We start from the raw sequence: 17,130 nt of genomic DNA on the forward strand, positions 1-17,130 counted from the left end.
ACCTGCCCTCGGAGACTCTCGACATTGGAGCGCCGGTTGCCGCGGTCGAGCACGCGATGAACCTGTCCTCGGGGACACCCGACATCGGAGCGACCGAATGCCGAGGTCGCGGTCGGTGGCTGTCCTCGGGGACAGCCGCGGACCCCCGCGAGCTGCAGAGCGCAAGGGCCTGCGAAGCCGTCCTGTCAGCGCCGCCCGTAGGTGTGCAGGCGGTACTGGATCGTGCGCACGCTGATATCGAGGATCTCGGCCGCGCGGGCGGTCGAGCCGCCGACCGCGTCGAGCGTCGAGAGGATCGCGTGGCGCTCGATCTCCGCCATCGTGGCGCCGGGGATCCGCACACCCCCCTGGACATCGGGCGCCTGCTCGAACGGCAGGTGTTCCGCGTCGATCACGTCCGCGTCGCACAGCACCACCGCGCGCTCGACCGCGTTCTCGAGCTCGCGGACGTTGCCGGGCCAGGTGTGGCGGGTGATCTTCGCCTGCGCGCGCTCGCTGAAGCCGCGGATCGACGCGTGGTTCTCGGCCACGAAGCGCTGTAAAAAATGCTCGGCCAGCAGCAGCGAGTCGCGGCCGCGCAGGCGCAGCGGCGGCAGCTCGACGTGGACCACGTTGAGGCGATAGAACAGATCCTCGCGGAAGCGGCCCTCGCGGACCTCCTTCGCCAGGTCGCGGTTGGTCGCTGCGATCACCCGGACGTCGACCTTGATCGACTCGCCGCCGCCGACGCGTTCGAACGTCCGCTCCTGCAGCACGCGGAGCAGCTTGACCTGCAGGGTCGGCGAGATCTCGCCGATCTCGTCGAGGAACAGCGTGCCCTTGTCGGCCTGTTCGAAGCGCCCGATCCGCTGGCGATCGGCGCCGGTGAACGAGCCCTTCTCGTGGCCGAACAGCTCGCTCTCGAGCAGTGATTCGGCCAGCGCGGCGCAGTGCAGGGTGATGAACGGCTGCCTGGCGCGCGGGCCGAGGGCATGGATCGCGCGCGCCAGCTCGCCCTTGCCGGTCCCGCTCTCGCCGGTGAGCAGCACCGTCGCGCGCGCGCCGGCCACCTGCTTGGCCGTGCGATAGACCTGCTGCATCGCCGGGCTCGTGCCGAGGAGCCCCTGCAGCCCGCTGCCGTCGCGCTCGCGCAGTTGCCGGCGCAGGTTCTCGGCCTCGTTGCGCAGCGCGCGACGCTCCATGGCGCGGCGGATCGCCAGCACCAGCGCGTCGATCTCGACCGGCTTGGTCTGATAATCGTCGGCGCCGGCCTGCATCGCCGCGACCGCCGACGCGACCTCGCCGAACGCGGTGACCACGATCACCGGGATGTCGCGGTCCTGCTCGCGCAGGCGCTTCAGCAATTCCATGCCGTCCATCTTCGGCATGCGCAGGTCGGTCACCACCACGTCGGGGGCGAACTCGGCGGCGGTGCGCAGCGCGGCGGCGCCGTCGGCCTCGATGCGCACCTCGAAGCCCTCGTGGCGCAGCAGCTTCTCCAGGCCCTGGCGCGCGCTCGGCTCGTCGTCGACGACGATGATTCGCGGCTTGTCCGGTTCCTGCGTCATGACGAGGCCTCCACGCGCGAGCGGAGCGCGCTGTCGGGCGGGCCGTCGAGCGGCAGCACGATGCGAAAGACCGTGCATCCGCGCTTGCTGTCGACGTCGAGGGTGCCGCCGTGGTCGGTGATGATGCGATAGGAGATCGACAGGCCGAGACCGGTGCCTTGCGGCTTGGTCGAGAAGAAGGCGTCGAAGATCGGCGCGTCTTCGGGGATCCGGGCCGTCGTCTTCGATCTCGAACGAGACCGTCTGCGGCTGCCGCCGCGCCCGCAGCACCACCTTGCCGGCCCCGGCCTCGCCGGCCACCGCCTCGATCGCGTTCTGCGTCAGGTTGAGCAGCACCTGCTCGAGCTTGGCCCCGTCGGCCTCGAGCTCGATCGCCTGCGGCGGCACGTCGAGCACCACCTCGACCCCGTGCTGGTGCGCCTGCGCGGCCACCATCTGCGCCGCCCGCTCGAGCAGCGTCTGCACCGCCACGCGCTTGACCAGCAGCGGCTTCGGCCGCGCGAACGCCAGGAACTCGGTGACGAGGCTGCCGAGGCGGCGGATCTCGTCGGCCACCACGCCGACCGTCTCGATCAGCTCGGGGTGCGCGCCGGACTTCTTGAGCGAGCGGTCGAGGTAGGTGACGTGCAGCTGCGCGCCGTTGAGGGGGTTGCGGATCTCGTGGGCCAGGCCGGCCGCGAGCGTGCCGATCGCCGCGAGCTTCTCCTGCTGCTTGGTGCGGGCGAGCAGCGCCTTCTCGTCGGTGGTGTCGCGGCCGATGGCGAACACGCACACGTCGTCGCCGCTCGAGGGCGCGTGCGTGAGCTGCCACAGCACGCTGCGGCGCTGGCCGCTGCGCGTGCTGACCGCGGTCTCGATCGCCCGGCTCACCACCTCGCGCTCGGGGCTCGCCTCGCCTTGCACCGCCGTGAAGGCGCGCAAGATCTCCCGCGCTCGGCGCCCTCGCCGGTCTCCTCGATCGCCAGGCAATCGAGCAACGAGCGGCCGATCACCTCGTCGCGCGCGAAGCCGGTGATGCGCTCGGCCTCCTGGTTGAACAGCAGGATCGAGCCCTGCGCGTCGAGGCCGACGATGATCACGTGGGCGAGCTCCACCGCGTTGACGTAGCGGTGCTCCGTGCGCGCCAGCGAGGCGCCGAGCGCCTGGCGCTCGAGGCGTTCGACCTGCTGGATGCGGGCGACGAAGTTGTCGCGATAACTCTCGAGCATGATCGCCAGCTCGAGGTCCAAAAGGCGCGAGATGGCGTCCATGACCGCGAGGCCCGAGGGGCCGGCGGCCTCGGCGATCTTCAGCAGCGACGAGCGGATCAGCGCCATCGCCGTGAACATGTAGCGCTGCGGCAGCCCGACCTTGACGTGTACGCGGCCGATCTGCGCCGTGTCCTCGAAGTAGGCCTCGTCGTAGCGGCCGCCGAACAGCCGCTCCATCCACAGCACCAGCGACCGCTGCAGCCGCGCGATCTGGGCCTCCCCCGTGAACACCGCGTGCGCCTCGTCGTGCAGGCGGATCCGGTCGTAGAATTCCTGGGCGATGCGCGCGAAGTGGGGCGCCGCGACGTCGCGGAACGAGCGCAGGAGCGCCGCGTCCTCCGCCGCGAACGCGACGTAGCGCTTCAGCTCCTCGAATCGGGTCTCTGCGGCGGGAGGAAGACCGTGGTTCGGCAGGGAAGACCGTCGCTCTCGCTGGGTTCGCGTGAAAATCACCATCTCGACCTGCGCGGCAACAAGGGCCCGTATCCCCGGCAATTCCGCCTCACGCGTCGACCTCCAGGAGCCGCAAGAGCCCGGTGTAATCGATCGGCTTGGTGACGATCCGGCAGCCCGGTGCGGCCCCGAGCGCGAGGCGCTCCGCGACCTGCGGGTGGGCCGTGACGAGCACGAGGCGCAGCGTCGGGTGGTGCGCGTGGATCCGGCGCAGCGTCTCGACCTCGCCCGCGCGGGCCGGCGAGACATCCATCACCAGCACGTCGGGCCGCGGGCCGCGCTCGACCCTCGCCTCGGCGGCCGCCGCGTCGGCGGCGACCTCGACGACGAAGCCGTCGACCCGCAGCAGCTTGACCAGGACGGTCGCCGTCTTCGGCTCGCCGTCGACCACGAGGACCGAGACCGGCCGCTCGCCGGCTGCGACGGTCTGAACGGGCTGTTGGATGGCACCTCGAATCATGGTCGTGAGGGGGAGAGGCGTCGCGGTCCAGGAGCGTCGAGCAAGCGCCATGCCATCGTTCTTCGGGCGTCTTGGCGGCCCCACGCCGGCCCTTCTCCGCCGCCCGCGCGAGTGCCTTGCACGCCCGTGCAAGACCTGCACGTGGCGCCTCCGCCCCCTTCTTCGGCTCTAAATTCAATCAATGAGGTAATGAGCCCGACGCCGGAGCTCCCGTAAGGTCACCTCTTGCGCCTCTCGAGCTCGCCGAGGATATCCGGCCGCCGCCGTGGTCGTACGCGCAGATCCTGCACGCGAATGCACGGCGTGCATGCACGCCCCGGCCCGCGAGCTCGCGCTGCCACGATCGCGCCCGCACGGCCCGAGGTTCGCTCGAGCGAACCGCGAGCGCTCTCGTCATTCACCTCACCTCGCTCCTCGCCGCGCCCATGATTCGCGAGCTCTCGCGCGCCTGGAGCGTCGATGCGAGCCCGCGGCGAACACGTCGCTTCGTCGACCGCCCGGCCCCCTCCGACCTCGCGCAAACCGTGCACCTCGACGCAGCCGCTGCATCTCCGGCGCCGCCAACCTTGCGTGCTCACCGGCCTCCGATCTGGCACGGCGGTTGCTGAACCTCCTGCGCCGACCGCCTCGCCGTCGCCGCGAGTCACCTGGCCCTGAGGACATATCATGCCGAACCTGAGCCCCGCCGCCCCACGGATCCTCATCGTCGACGACGAGCCCAGCGCCCGCTCGGCCCTGTCGCTGCTGTTGCGAGAGGAGGGGTACGAGGTCCAGTGCGCCGCCGACGGCTACAAGGCGCTCGGGCGGACCGACGAGTGGCGGCCCGACATCGTCCTCACCGACGTCAAGATGCCCGCGCTCGGCGGCATCGAACTGCTGACGCGCCTGCGCGAGCGGCTGCCCGAGGTCGCCGTCGTCGTCATGTCCGGCTTCGGCTCGGTCGAGGGCGCGGTCGAGGCGATGCAGCTCGGCGCCGACGACTACCTCGCCAAGCCGCTCAACTTCGACCAGGTGCTGCTCACCCTCCAGCGCATCGTCGCCGGCCGCGCCGTCACCAGCGGGGTCCAGGAGGGGCGCGCCGCCGTCGGGGGCGCCGGCGCCGAGGCCACCGCCGACCTCGTCGGCCAGAGCCGGGTCCACCGCGATCTCGTGGCGCTCGCCGGCCAGGTCGCCGAGGCGCCCGTCTCGCTGCTCATCACCGGCGAGCGCGGCGCGGGCAAGCAGCACATCGCCCGCCTGATCCACCAGCTCAGCGGGCGCTCCGGCCGGCTCGTACGCGTCGGCTGCAGCACCGCCGACGAGGCGACCCTCACCGACGAGCTGTTCGGCGCCGAGGGTCGCGTCCTGGCGGCCCACCGCGGCACCCTCCTGCTCGCCGACGTCGACGCCCTGCCGCTCGCCCTGCAGGCCCGCGTCCTCGGCCTGTTGCAGGATCGCTGCGTCACCCGGCTCGGCGGCGCGCGCCTCGAGATCGACGTCCGCATCATCGCCACCACCAGCAGCGACCTCGCCGAGGCCGTCGCGCGCGGCCGCTTCCGCGCCGATCTGGCGGAGCGCCTGCAGGTCGTCAGCCTGCGGGTCCCGAGTCTGCGCGAGCGCCGGGACGACATCGCGCTGCTGGCCAACCACTTCGTGCAATGCCACGCGCGCAAGCTCGGCAAGTCGGTCGCCGGCTGCGCCGAGCGGGTGCTGCAGATCCTGTTCGGCCTCGACTGGCCCGGGAACGTCCGCCAGCTCGACCAATGCATCGAGCGGGCGGTCATCCTGGCGCGCGGCCGGGAGATCGAGCCGCGCGACCTGCCGCGCGAGTACACCGCGGCGGTGGTCGACCAGCGCAACGCGCCGGTGATCCCGGGCGCCAGCCTGTGGGACATCGAGCGCTACGCGATCTTGCAGACCCTCGAGCACACCGGCGGCAGCACCAGCAAGGCCGCGCGAATCCTCGGCATCTCTGCGCGCAAGATCCAGTACCGGCTCAACGAGTACGGCCGCGCCAAGCCGAGCTGCGCGCCCGCCCGCTCGCCTGCGTCGCCCGCGGTCGACGACGGCCGGCGTAGGCGCGTCGACGCGTGATCCATCGTTCGAGCGCTGCCTCGCGCCGCGAGGCTTGCGTCGGCGGTGCATGGTTTGCACGCGGTGATTCACCGGACCGCAGAATCATCAATGATTCTCTCGCCGTCATCGAGGTGCGGCGATTGCAAAACCGCAGAAGACGACAGGAGCAATGATTCGTATGTCGACAGCACGGCAATGGGTCCTCGGCCTCGATCTCGGCGCGCGCTCCCGCGGGGCGCTGGCGTTCGCCCGCTGGCTGCGCGAGGCGGGTGAGCCGGTGACGAGCGTCCACGTGCTCGAGACGTGGATCCGCGGCTACCTCCGCAGCGACAACTACGCGCGCCTCCAGACGGTGCTGGCGGCAGCGACCGCGGAGATGGGCCTCGGCTCGCCGGGCGACATTCAGCTGGTGGAGGCCGACCGCGCCGAGGTCGGCCTCGCGCGCGCGGCCGAGGGCGCGGCCGGGCTCATCATCGGCCGCGCCGCGCCGAGCGAGGGCAACGCCCTGCTGCGCCTCGGCGCGACCGCGCGGCGGGTCCTGCGAGAGCTGCCCGCGCCGGTGATCGTGGTGCCCCCCGACTTGACCGCGGTCGCCCCGGGCCCGGTCCTGATCGCGACGGACCTCGAGGAGACCAGCGCGGGCGCCGTCGAGTTCGCGCAGCAATTCGCCGCGCGACACCGCCGCCCGCTCGAGCTCGTCCACGTCGGCGCGGCGCTCTACAATGATTTCATCGACACGCTCGAACCCCGCTGGCTGGCGGCCAGGGAGATCTACCGCGCCGACGTCGTCGATGCGGTGCGCGAGTGGGCGGTCGAGCGCGGGCTGACCGGGACCCCTCACGTCGTCTACGGCGAGCCGGCGCAGCAGATCGCCGAGCTCGCCCGGGCGCGCGAGGCGGCCCTCGTGGTCGTCGGTTCGCGGCGCCTCGGGACGGTGGCCCGCGCCTTCCTCAGCAGCACCGCCTCGGCGCTGGCGAGCTGCGCCGCGTGCCCGGTCGCGGTGGTGCCGTCGCGCTGAGCACCCGCGGCACGGCGACCGCGCGCGTGCTGCGGCCACCCACACATTCGCCGCCGATCATGATGCTCTTGAGGACATGTCCGAAAGGACATTGATGGCAACAGACGTTCAGCGGGGCTGCTCCGCCCACGCCTTCACCGCCTCCACGAAGCGCCGCAGCCGCGCCGGGTAGAACTGCGCGTACGGGTACACCAGCCACACCGGCAGCGGCGCCGCGCGCCACGACGGCACCAGATGCACCAGTCGACCGGCGGCGAGGTCGTCCTCGACCAGCCAGGTCGACACGATCGCCGCGCCGGTCCCGGCCAGCGCCGCCTGGCGCAGCGGGAACAGGCTGTCGGTGGCCAGGCGCGGGCGGATCGGCAGGCGGGACGTCGCCCCGGTGGTGCGGTGCGTCAGCACCACCTCGCGGCGGTAGTACGTGCTGAACGCCAGCCACGGCAGCCCGGCCAGCGCCGCGGGGTCGTCGCCCGGCGGGTCCGCCCCGAGCAGCGCCGGCGCGGCCACCACGATGCGGGGGATCTCCGTCAGGCGCAGCGCCACCAGCGACGGGTCGCGCACCTCGCCGGCCTGGATCGCGCAGTCGATCCCGCCGCCGATCAGGTCGCGGAAGTCGTCGCGCAGCAGCCACTCGACGTCCACCTTCGGGTGCCGCTGCAGGAACCGGAGCAGCGGCTCGACCAGCTGCTGCTGGCCGAACGCGTGCGGCACCACCACGCGAAGCAGGCCCTCGGCCTCGTCCTTCGCCCCGCGCAGGTGCGACTCGAACGCGGCCCAGCTCGCCAGCAGCGCCTTGGCCTGCTCGTAGCAGCGCTCGCCGTCCTCGGTGAGCTTCATCGTGTGCGTCGAGCGCTGCAGCAGGCGCACCCCGAAGAAGCGCTCCAGCGCCTGCAGGCGGCGGCTGATCGTCGGCTGCGTCGTCTGCAGCTGGGCCGCGGCGGCCGACAGCGTGCCGGCCTCGACGATGCGGACGAACGTCTGCATCAGCGCGATCCGGTCGGTCGAGGTCGACTCCGGGCTCATGCGGCGGACGTATAGCAGTTGTGCCGCGCGCGCGCTACACGGCGCCGGGCCCGTCCTGCACAGTGTCGTCCATCGCTCGCCCCGCAGGACCGCGCATGCCAGACCTCTCGCCCAGCTCCACCGCGACGCCCCCCGCCGACCTGCCCGGACCGCTGCTCGGCTTGCTCGCCGCCAGCACCGGCCTGGCCGCGGCCTCGATCTACTACGCCCAGCCGCTGCTGGCGCTGCTGGCCGAGTCCTTGCGCGTCACGCCGTCCTCGGTCGGTCTGGTGCCGACGCTGACGCAGCTCGGCTACGCGCTCGGTATCCTGCTGCTGACGCCGCTCGGCGACCGCTACGATCGTCGGCGGGTCATCGTCGTCAAGGTGCTGCTGCTCGCCGCGGCGCTCCTGGCCAGCAGCCTCGCGCCCAGCCTGCCGCTGCTGCTGCTGGCCAGCCTCGCCGTCGGCGTGGTCGCGACCGCCGCGCAGGACATCGTGCCCGCCGTCGCGACCCTCGCCCCGGACGCGCGTCGCGGCCGCGCCGTCGGCTCGGTGATGACCGGGCTCTTGCTCGGCATCCTGCTGTCGCGGGTGGTCAGCGGCGCGGTGGCCGAGCAGCTCGGCTGGCGGATGATGTTCGCGCTGGCCGCGGGCGCGGTGACGCTGATCGCCGTGGCGCTGCGCTGGCGGCTGCCTCGCTTCGCCCCGACCACCAGCCTGTCCTACTTCGCGTTGCTCGGCTCGCTGCGCACATTGTGGCGACGGCACCCCGCGCTGCGCCGCGCCGCCCTGGCCCAGGGCCTGCTGTCGGTGGCCTTCAGCGCGTTCTGGTCGACTCTGGCGGTGTGGCTGCACGCGGCGCCGTTCCACCTCGGCAGCACCGCGGCCGGCGCGTTCGGCCTCGCCGGCGCGGCCGGAGCCCTGGCCGCGCCGCTGGCCGGGCGCCTGTCGGATCGCCGCGGTCCGCACGGCGTGACGCGGCTCGGCGCCGCGCTCGTCCTCGCCTCGTTCCTCGCCTTGCTGGCCTTGCCGCTGCTGGGCCGCGCCGCCGGGCTGTGGCTGGTCGCCCTGGCGGCCGTCGGCTTCGACCTGGGCGTGCAGGCCTCGCTCATCGCCCACCAGACCATCGTCTATGGGCTCGACCCCGCCGCCCGCAGCCGCCTCAACGCCAGCTTCTTCACCGTCGTGTTCATCGGCATGGCCACCGGCTCCGCGCTCGGCGGACTGCTGCTCGAGCACCACGGCGTGACCGGCGTGTTCGGCCTCGCCGCCCTGGCCGCGGCCTCGGCCCTGGCGCTGCGGCTGGTGCTGTGACGGCGAAGCACCGTCCCACGACGCCGAGGCCGCGGCGAGCACGGGGCGAGCGGACCACCGAATGCACCCACATCCCACCCCTGCGAATCGTACGCCCGACGCCTGCCCTGGGCGCTGCGCCCGTGGTACGAAGGCGCATGTCCGAGTCCGCCGAGGGTTCTGCCACTGACTTCGCGGCGATGCAGCGGAGCAGCCGCGGCAAGTACGTCGCGCTCGCGCTGCTCCTCTGCGGGGCGGTCGCGGCGATCGCCCTGTACCTGCGCCCGGGCCCGTTCGGCAAGCCGGAGGCCGCCGAGCGGGTGTTCGTCGTCCCGGCGCGCAACCTGAGCTACCTCGTCATCCTCGGCCAGTGGGGCTTCGAGCCGGTCGAGGGCGGGCTCGGGCGCATGACCTCCGAGCTGCGCGACAAGGTGCCCGGCGCGAGCGAGACCGGGGTCGCCGCCGCGCTGCGCCTGGCCGATTGGTCAGGTCACGCCTTCGTCGCCTTCGAGGACCCGGCGCAGCACGACTGGAGCGGCCTCGACATCGCCGGCGGCCTCCCGACCTTCGAGCCGCACCACCGCTTCGCGGTCGTCAGCGCCGGCGACCTCGCGTTCCCCCACGTCATGACCCTCAACCCGAAGCCGTCGGACGTGATGGCGGGCCCCTCCGTCGACCTGCTGGCGGCCCTGTTCGCCCAGGAGCCGCTGGCCAGCGCCCTCCGCGACGACCCCGGCTCGCCCGAGGTCATGCTGCTGCGCGGCAAGCTGGAGGCCGGCATCCGCACCGTGCGCTCGGTCCGCGAGGCCGAGGCGCGGGTCGCCAAGGTGCTCGAGACCAGCCAGGCCCGGCTGACCACCACCGAGACCGCCACCCCCGCGCCCGTCCTGCTCGGCGGCGTGCGCGAGGCCATGCAGACGATCGCCCTGGCCGACGGCGGCCTCCTGCTCGTCACCAACGCCATGCGCCTCGTCACCACCAACGGCGACGACACCCAGGCCTCCTTCACCACCCGCCACGACCTGTCCTATGTGCCAGCCGGCGCCGACCCGATCGCCGGCCGCACGCCCTGCACCAGCCTGCTCGGCGGGTCGATCGAGCAGACCGGCGCGCGCCCGCTGCTGGTCCCCTCGACCCGCGGCGACGCGCTCGTCATCCATCACGAGGGCGTCTCGCGCGTCTACACGCTCGGCGAGGGCGGCTGCAACTTCGTCCACCGCGGCGACATCCGCGTGCCGCTCGAGCGCAAGCAAGACCCCGGCGTCCCCTCGAGCGCCGGCACCGTCGCGCGCCTGCGCCTCGGCGACGACGACTCCGCGATCGCCCTGATCAAACCCGGCGACGAGGTCGCGCTCGACCTCGTGCGCTCGCCGTCCCTCGGCCTCCACTACCCCGCGTGGCTCGACGACACCACGCTCATCGCGGTCAGCGACCCCGAGGACCCCGACGATCCGGACGCGCCGGCGCGCCACGACGGCCTGCTGTTCTTCAGCACCGAGCACCCCGACCGCGCCCTGCGCATCGACGCCGCCAACTTCGCCGGCAACGCCACCATCCACACCGCAGTGCCCGCGCCGCCCGGTCCGAAAGGCCCGCGCCTGATCGTGCAGAGCCGCTCGCAGCTGTACCGCGTCGACCTGCCGCGCAGCGTCCCCGAGCTGTTCGCGAGCCTGGGCAAGAAGCGCCCGCCCGCCGACGGCGAACCAATCGTCGTCGACGTCGACACGCGCGACTGGACGTTCACGCCGCTGGTCCAGGACAACGACCGCCTCGACATGGGCTCCCCCGCGGTCGCGCCGCGCGGCGACCTGGTGGCGTTCCGGATCCGCCTCGAAGACAAGATCCCGCCGGAGATCGCCGTGGTGCCGCTCACCGGCGGGCCGATGCGCGTGCTGACCCGCAACAGCCTCGACGACCGCGACCCGACGTTCACCGCCGACGGCAAGTCGATCGTGTTCTCGACCTTCTACCAGGTCGACACGACCGACTGGAGCGTGGCGATCGGCCGCATGGTGCCGACCGGCACGTAGCGGGCCGCAGTGAGGCGGCCCGCCCGCGCCACGTCACAGGCGAGCGACGCGCTTGAGCCGGAACGGCGAGGGGCTCTCGCTCATCGTGAAGTAGCCGGCGCCGTCGGCCTGGTACTCGATCGCCTCGCCCTGGCCCTCGACGGTGTCCGTCAGCGCCACCGGCGTCGCCGCGAACGCGGTCTCGAAGGCGGCGTTCGGTGCGGCGCGGAACTCGTAGACCGTCCGGTAGGTGCGGAGCAGGAAGCGATTCGCGCACGGATGGATCGCCGCCGCGGTCGCGTACGAGAAGTTGGGGTCGCCGTTGGTCGGCAGCTGCAGGTTGGCCACGAAGATCAGCGTCGACATCGTGTTCGGGGCCGGCAGCGGATTGGGCATCTTGTAGGCCTTGCTCAGCCCGGTGCTCGACTTGGTGATCACATAGATGTCGCCGGTCGTCGGGTGCACCATGATCGATTCGGCGTCCTTGGGCGAATCGGGGTACTGGAACGGGAACTTCTCCGCGGTGAGGTTGCCGCTGGTCTGACCGCCGGCGACGTCGGGTTCGGGGATCCGGTAGACCGCGAAGGTCGACGGCGGGGTCGGGAAGTTCGCGCTCGAGCGGCCGATGTCGCCCATGTAGATGCACTTGCCGGTCGGGCACGGGCCGGTCGCCACGTCCTCCCAGTCGGCCGGGGTCACGCCCGCGACGGCGAAGGTGCCGAGCGTCGACGCGTTAGCGGCGCTGATCGCCACCACCGCGGTCGTGTCCTCGTTATGCACATAGATCACCCCCGGCGAGACCCGGCTCGCCGCCAGCCCCGACGGCTCGACGATCGCCGGCGAAGCGACCGTCCCGACGGTCGTGTAGCTGCCCGCGAAGCTGTCGCCGACCGTGCAGGTGGGCGCGCCCGCCGGCCGCAGCGCGACGACCTGGGCGATGTTGGTGTTCGCGTACGGCGAGCTGCCGTTGAACGCCGGCTGGGGCCCGGCGGCGCCGAGCACCTTGTAGGCCGCGTCGTAGAGGAGCGCCGTCCCGGCCGAGGGCAGGCAGGTGTCGAGTACCTCCGTGAAGCCGCTCGGCGGCACGATCGGGCTCGTCGGGCAGGTCGTGCCCGCCCACACCTGCGAGCCGAACCACACCGCGACCCCGCCGGCCGCGGTGGTCGTGATCGGTGGAGTGTCGAAGGTCGCGACCAGGCCGTTCTTCTGCCCGCTGTGCGCGTCGATCGGACTCGCGGTGTCGACATTCGCGAACGCGACGACGCTGCCGGCCATGTTGCTGGCGAGGTCGATCGAGAACGCATAATTCGCCGGCTCCGCCGCCCCGGCGACCTTGTAGAACACCCACGCCTTGATCTGCGAGGCGCTCTGATCGGAGCGCAGGAAAGTCCAGCCCGCCGGCGGGGTGACGACCGCGGTGGCGTTGTTGCGATTGGTGACGCGCGCCAGCAGCACGTCGCCCTGGACCACGCCCGCGGGCTTGCCGATCGTCAGCGCGGTGAGCCCGGCGCCGCTGGCGACCGCGCTGCTGCGATAACTCGGCGTGGCCGGCAGCACCTCGTCCTCTCCGGGCTCCACGATCGGGAGCTCCTCGATGTCTCTCACGAGACCCGCCTCCGCCCCGGTCTCGCCGTCGCCGGGGCCCTCGGACCCCGCCAGCGTCTCCGCGGTCGATTCGCCGCTCTCCTCGCCGTCCGGCGGCTCGCACCCCGCCCACGCGAACATGGCGGCGGCATACAGGATCTTCGTGGTGTTCTGCACAAAAACGTTCGTGGTCGTTCGCATCTCGGTCGTCGAGATGCTCGCACGCCTTCGCGGATTTATGCATGGGTCGCGTCGGCGACAGGTGGCGCGCCGGAGGTCGCCGCGGAGCCCCCAGCGCGAGCGAGAAATGCACGGATCCGCCGCGGTCGCGACTTCGTCCTCGTCGAGGCGGGCGAAGCCACGGAACATATCGTGCTCCTACGATTTCATCGCTCGCAGGCCACTCCGCATAGCCATTCACGAACTCGCTCCTGGCTCGAGCGCCCGCGAGTCCCCAGGCTCGCGGGCTTTCGACGGCTCGGCTTCACAGTCAATTGCAGCCGCCGAGCACGCCGCCGAACTCATGAGACCCGCAGGAGATGGATCTCGCCTCTGGTCGATCGCGCAGCGAATTCCTTCGGCTCAGCGGCCGCCGCCGCCGTCGCCGGACGTGTTAGGATGCGTGTCGGCCGAACCCGCAGCACATGGACGACACGCGCACACCGGCTCGAGGCAGGCTCACGCGGACAGATCGGCGGGCGCATGCGAAGATATGCGCGGCGGTGCTGTTCGCCTGCGTCGGCGCGGCGGGCTGCGGCGAGCGACAGGCGGACGCCGCGAGGGCGGAGCCGACGGAGGGCGAAACGGCCGGCCTCGCGGCGGCGCTCGACGAGGCGGTCGCCCAGGCGATGGGAACGGGCAGCCCCGGGATGGTGGTGGCGGTCGGACGCGGCGACCAGGTCGTGTTCGCCAGGGGCTACGGCCTTGCGAACCTCGAGGACGAGGTCGCGGTCACCGTCGACACCGTGTTCCCGATCGCGTCGATCACCAAGCAATTCACGGCGGCCGCGATCCTGCTGCTCGCCGAGGAGGGCAAGGTCGGGCTCGACGACCCGCTGTCGCGCTTCGTGCCGGAGGTGCCGCAGGCGCACCGCGTCACGGTCGCGCAGGCGCTCGTGCAAACCACGGGGATCGCCGATTACGCTGAAGACCCCGCAGGCGAGCACCTCAAGTCGGTGCACCGGACGCCCGCGGAGATGGCGAGCTGGATCGCCGGATTGCAGCCGCCGTTCGTGTTCGAGCCGGGCTCGTCGTGGGGCTACAGCAATTCCAACTACGCGCTGCTCGGACTCGTCGTCGCGCGCGCGAGCGGTGAGCCCTATCCGTCGTTCCTGGCGCGACGCCTGTTCGCGCCGGCGGGTATGGAGCACACGGCATTCGACGACCCGGCCGACATCGTCCCGCGGCGAGCGCGAGGCTACCGCGCCAGCAAGGCCGAGCCCGGGCGCTACCACAACGCCGACTGGATCAGCCCGACGGTGCCCGGACCCGCGGGAGGGCTGCGCTCGACCGCGGGCGATCTGCTGCGCTGGCACGCGGCGCTGTTCGGCGGGCGGATCCTGTCGCCCGCCAGCCTCGCGCGGATGACCGCTCCCGGGCGGCTCGCCGACGGGCGCACCACGAGAGCGGCGATGCCGGCGCCGATGCAGGCGGCGTGGGGCTCCGACTACGCCATGGGCGTGCTGGTCGGCTCGCCGGACGGACGGGAGCGGGTCTGGCACTCCGGTGACATCGACGGCTTCTCGTCGTGGACGGCGTATTACCCGGACCAGCGGATCGGCGTCGTCATCCTGCAGAACAGCCAGTCGGCGGAGCGCAACGAGGCGGCGATCGAGCGGATCGTGCTCGACGCCCTGGCAGGGAGACCCCAGCCCCGCGCGGGTGAATGACGTTACCCGCGCTCGCGGCGATCGGTCACCTCGCGATGCTGACCGTCGTCACGGCGCATTCGACCCACGCGCTGCGTCGCCGCTGCGGTCCATGGCGCCCCGCGGAGGCTCGATGCCGTCGCGCTCCGGCGTCTTCACGATCTTGTCCGCGCGGTTCATGTCCGTGGACGTGGGGCCTGAGGGCCGCAGCGAGAATTTTTTAATCTGTTGTAAAAAATCGCGTCTTTGCCATGCTACCGGCAGCAACGCGGGGATCGGCGGGGGGCACTGCAGGTCCGCGAGCGATGCCTCGATCGACGGATGCAACGACCGCAGGAGGGTGCGCCATGAGGAAGACGATCTTGATCTCGGGGGCCGCCGCCGGCATCGGCCGCGCCACCGCGGAGCTGTTCCACCGCAACGGATGGGCGGTGGGGCTCACCGATATCGACGCAGCCGCTCTGGCAGCGCTTGTCCGTACGCTCGAGGCAGGCCGGGTCTGGTCGCGGGTGCTCGACGTCACCGACGCCGACGCCGCCCGCGAGGTCGTCGACGCGTTCGCAGCGGACCACCACGGTCGACTGCACGTGCTCTTCAACAACGCCGGAGTGCTCAGGACCGGGCGCTTCGAGGACATCGCGGCCGCGGACCACCGGCTGCTGGTGGACGTGAACATCACCGGGCTCATCAACCTCAGCCACGCCGCCTACCGCCACCTCCGCGGCACCTCGGGCGCGATGGTCGTGAACATGAGCTCGGCGTCGGCGCTGCACGGCACCCCGGACTTTGCGACCTACTCGGCGACGAAGGCGGCGGTCCGCGCCCTCACGGAGGCGCTGGAGATCGAGTGGCGCGACGAGGGGATCGCGGTGCGCGACATCATGCCGCCCTTCGTCGACACGGGCATGGTGCGGAGCAACCAGTCGGTGCTCATCGATCGCTTCGGCGTTCGCCTCAGCGCCGCCGATGTCGCGGCGGCCGTCTGGGACACGGTCACGTCCCGGAGCGCGCAGCTGCACCGCGCCGTCGGCTGGCAGTTCCGCTTGACCACGCTGGCCAACGAGTTCCTGCCGTCGCGGCTGATGCACGAGGGCCTGCGATGGATGAGCCATCGCCGGCGGCGCGAGCGATGAGCGGCCGCGGCTCGCTCAAGCCGGTCGGAGGACCGCAGCGAGCTCGGCGAGCGCCTCGCCGGTGTAGACCGCGAGCCTCTGCATGTGCGGCAAGCTGTCGCGGCAGCCGGTGAAGCCGAAGTTCAAGGTGTCGGCGTACGACAGGCAGGTGATATTGAGCGCGGCCCCGTGGGTGAGCAGCGACACGGGGTAGAGCGCCGCGAGCCTGGCGCCGTTGAAGTAGAGCGGCCGCCGCGGCCCGGCGACGTTGGAGATGATGATATTGAAGACCGGCCGCGTGCTCGCCCCGATCCCGGTCATCATCTGGACCATATAGGGCGCCATGATCATCATCATGTAAGGGGTGAGCGCCGATCGCGGCAATGATTGGAGGAGCTCCTTGCCCTCCCTCGTCGACGCCTTGATCGCCGCGAGGCGGACGAGCGGGTCGTCGATGTCGGTGCCGAGGCTGGCGATCATGAAGCTGAGCGCGTTGCCCACGCCCTCGTCGTCGGCGGGCCTGACATCGACGGGGATCCCCGCGGTCAGCGGCGCGTCCGTGAGCCGGTCGGATTCCTTCAAGAAGCGGCGCAGGGCGGTGCCGCACAGGTAGAGGACGATGTCGTTGAGCGTGCAGTCGGCGGCCCTCGCCAGCGCCTTGATCTCGCCGAGGTCGTACTGCTGGGTGGCGAAGCGCCGCGCGCTGCCCTTGATCCGCGAGTTGAGCGCCGAGCGCCGCGCGGTGAACGGCACCTTGAGGTTCGAGCCCTCGTCGCGGGTGCTCTCGACCCACCGCCGCAACGCCCGCAGCAGCGCGACCCCGCTCTTGCCGCCGCTCCGCGCCATCTCGAACAGCGCGCGCGGCGACAGCACCCTGGCCGCCGCCTTGCGCGGCTCTCTCGACGGGGGGATCGACCAGGGAGGCAGCATCTGCCGCGCGTCCGGATCGGTGGAGTACATCCGGCTCAGCAGACGCACGCCGCTGCCGCCGTCGACGATCGAGTGGTGCATCTTGGTGTACAGCGCCATTCGGTTGCCGGCCAGCCCCTCGATCAGGTGCACCTCCCACGGCGGACGATTGAGGTCGAGCTGATGGCTGTGCAGGCGCGAGACCAACACGCCGAGCTCACGCTCGCCACCCGGCTTGGGCAGCGCCGAGTGGCGGAAGTGGTAGTCCATGTCGATGTCGTCGTCCTCGACCCACCGCGGGATCGACGTGACCAGCGCGCCGTCGTTGAGCTTGAGGTTCCAGGGCGACGCGAAGGTCCGCGTGTCCCGCAGCAAGGCGACCGTCTGCTGCACGAATTCGTCGTGGGCCCCCTCGGGCAGCGCGAAGATCGACAGGGTGCCGATGTGCATCGGCGTCGCGCGGGACTCGACGAAGAGCCACGAAGTATCGACGACATTGAGCAGCTTCATGCTTCCTCACGACTCGGACATTCGCGGGTCGGACGCTCGCCGACTCTGCGCATCGTCA

General features: G+C 71.7%; 13 protein-coding genes. 6 read left to right on the plus strand and 7 right to left on the minus strand.

The window, feature by feature from the left end:
* Positions 1 to 185: 185 nt before the first annotated feature.
* The 3 genes from OV079_RS60640 to OV079_RS33835 are packed head-to-tail and all read right to left on the minus strand — an operon-like array spanning position 186 to position 3,710.
* Positions 186 to 2,450: a sigma 54-interacting transcriptional regulator gene (locus OV079_RS60640; RefSeq protein ID WP_338088964.1), complete on the minus strand. Its 2,265-nt coding sequence runs from the start codon at positions 2,448 to 2,450 to the stop codon at positions 186 to 188.
* Complete coding sequence (locus OV079_RS33830) at positions 2,414 to 3,253, minus strand: protoglobin domain-containing protein (protein WP_267773416.1); 840 nt, start codon at positions 3,251 to 3,253, stop codon at positions 2,414 to 2,416. The genes OV079_RS60640 and OV079_RS33830 overlap by 37 nt, the downstream gene beginning before the upstream one ends.
* A 46-nt stretch (positions 3,254 to 3,299) precedes the next feature.
* Complete coding sequence (locus OV079_RS33835; RefSeq protein ID WP_267773418.1) at positions 3,300 to 3,710, minus strand: response regulator; 411 nt, start codon at positions 3,708 to 3,710, stop codon at positions 3,300 to 3,302.
* A 666-nt stretch (positions 3,711 to 4,376) separates the two neighbouring features.
* On the opposite strand from OV079_RS33835, the gene OV079_RS33840 reads away from it, so the two are divergent.
* On the plus strand, positions 4,377 to 5,783 hold the full coding sequence (locus OV079_RS33840) for a sigma-54-dependent transcriptional regulator (RefSeq protein ID WP_267773420.1): 1,407 nt from the start codon (positions 4,377 to 4,379) through the stop codon (positions 5,781 to 5,783).
* A gap of 160 nt (positions 5,784 to 5,943) precedes the next feature.
* Entirely contained in the window at positions 5,944 to 6,783 is an 840-nt protein-coding gene (locus OV079_RS33845; protein ID WP_267773423.1) for a universal stress protein, read from the plus strand.
* A gap of 108 nt (positions 6,784 to 6,891) precedes the next feature.
* On the opposite strand, the gene OV079_RS33850 is transcribed toward OV079_RS33845, so the two are convergent.
* Positions 6,892 to 7,806, minus strand: a complete 915-nt coding sequence (locus tag OV079_RS33850; RefSeq protein WP_267773425.1) for a LysR family transcriptional regulator — start codon at positions 7,804 to 7,806, stop codon at positions 6,892 to 6,894.
* Positions 7,807 to 7,901: 95 nt separating this feature from the next.
* Between OV079_RS33850 and OV079_RS33855 the strand changes: the two genes are divergently transcribed.
* The gene (locus tag OV079_RS33855; RefSeq protein WP_267773426.1) at positions 7,902 to 9,101 is read left to right on the plus strand and encodes an MFS transporter; all 1,200 of its coding nucleotides are present in this window, start codon (positions 7,902 to 7,904) and stop codon (positions 9,099 to 9,101) included.
* A gap of 179 nt (positions 9,102 to 9,280) precedes the next feature.
* Positions 9,281 to 11,110, plus strand: coding sequence for a TolB family protein (locus tag OV079_RS33860; RefSeq protein WP_267773427.1), 1,830 nt, complete (start codon positions 9,281 to 9,283; stop codon positions 11,108 to 11,110).
* A 33-nt stretch (positions 11,111 to 11,143) separates the two neighbouring features.
* On the opposite strand, the gene OV079_RS33865 is transcribed toward OV079_RS33860, so the two are convergent.
* A complete protein-coding gene (locus OV079_RS33865; protein ID WP_267773429.1) occupies positions 11,144 to 12,850 on the minus strand; it encodes a cell wall anchor protein in 1,707 nt (568 codons plus the stop codon).
* Positions 12,851 to 13,395: 545 nt separating this feature from the next.
* Here OV079_RS33865 and OV079_RS33870 point away from each other — a divergent pair.
* Complete coding sequence (locus OV079_RS33870; protein ID WP_267773431.1) at positions 13,396 to 14,562, plus strand: serine hydrolase domain-containing protein; 1,167 nt, start codon at positions 13,396 to 13,398, stop codon at positions 14,560 to 14,562.
* A gap of 48 nt (positions 14,563 to 14,610) precedes the next feature.
* On the opposite strand, the gene OV079_RS33875 is transcribed toward OV079_RS33870, so the two are convergent.
* Entirely contained in the window at positions 14,611 to 14,868 is a 258-nt protein-coding gene (locus OV079_RS33875; protein WP_267773432.1) for a hypothetical protein, read from the minus strand.
* Between the two features lie 20 nt (positions 14,869 to 14,888).
* Between OV079_RS33875 and OV079_RS33880 the strand changes: the two genes are divergently transcribed.
* Positions 14,889 to 15,674, plus strand: coding sequence for an SDR family oxidoreductase (locus OV079_RS33880; protein ID WP_267773434.1), 786 nt, complete (start codon positions 14,889 to 14,891; stop codon positions 15,672 to 15,674).
* A 15-nt stretch (positions 15,675 to 15,689) separates the two neighbouring features.
* Here OV079_RS33880 and OV079_RS33885 read toward each other — a convergent pair whose 3' ends face one another.
* Positions 15,690 to 17,072 (minus strand): WS/DGAT/MGAT family O-acyltransferase, encoded by a 1,383-nt coding sequence (locus OV079_RS33885; protein WP_267773436.1) that lies wholly within the window; start codon positions 17,070 to 17,072, stop codon positions 15,690 to 15,692.
* Positions 17,073 to 17,130 lie beyond the last annotated feature (58 nt).

The organism is Nannocystis pusilla, from assembly GCF_026626665.1.
Taxonomy (GTDB): Bacteria; Myxococcota_A; Polyangia; order Nannocystales; family Nannocystaceae; genus Nannocystis; species Nannocystis pusilla.

Bases quoted from the DNA above. Each gene is read 5' to 3' on its own strand.
- OV079_RS33845 (WP_267773423.1), top strand. From the start codon at position 5,944: ATGTCGACAGCACGGCAATGGGTCCTCGGCCTCGATCTCGGCGCGCGC.
- OV079_RS33835 (WP_267773418.1), bottom strand. From the start codon at position 3,710: ATGATTCGAGGTGCCATCCAACAGCCCGTTCAGACCGTCGCAGCCGGC.
- OV079_RS33880 (WP_267773434.1), top strand. From the start codon at position 14,889: ATGAGGAAGACGATCTTGATCTCGGGGGCCGCCGCCGGCATCGGCCGC.
- OV079_RS33860 (WP_267773427.1), top strand. From the start codon at position 9,281: ATGCAGCGGAGCAGCCGCGGCAAGTACGTCGCGCTCGCGCTGCTCCTC.
- OV079_RS33885 (WP_267773436.1), bottom strand. From the start codon at position 17,072: ATGAAGCTGCTCAATGTCGTCGATACTTCGTGGCTCTTCGTCGAGTCC.
- OV079_RS33830 (WP_267773416.1), bottom strand. From the start codon at position 3,253: ATGGTGATTTTCACGCGAACCCAGCGAGAGCGACGGTCTTCCCTGCCG.
- OV079_RS33850 (WP_267773425.1), bottom strand. From the start codon at position 7,806: ATGAGCCCGGAGTCGACCTCGACCGACCGGATCGCGCTGATGCAGACG.
- OV079_RS33840 (WP_267773420.1), top strand. From the start codon at position 4,377: ATGCCGAACCTGAGCCCCGCCGCCCCACGGATCCTCATCGTCGACGAC.
- OV079_RS33855 (WP_267773426.1), top strand. From the start codon at position 7,902: ATGCCAGACCTCTCGCCCAGCTCCACCGCGACGCCCCCCGCCGACCTG.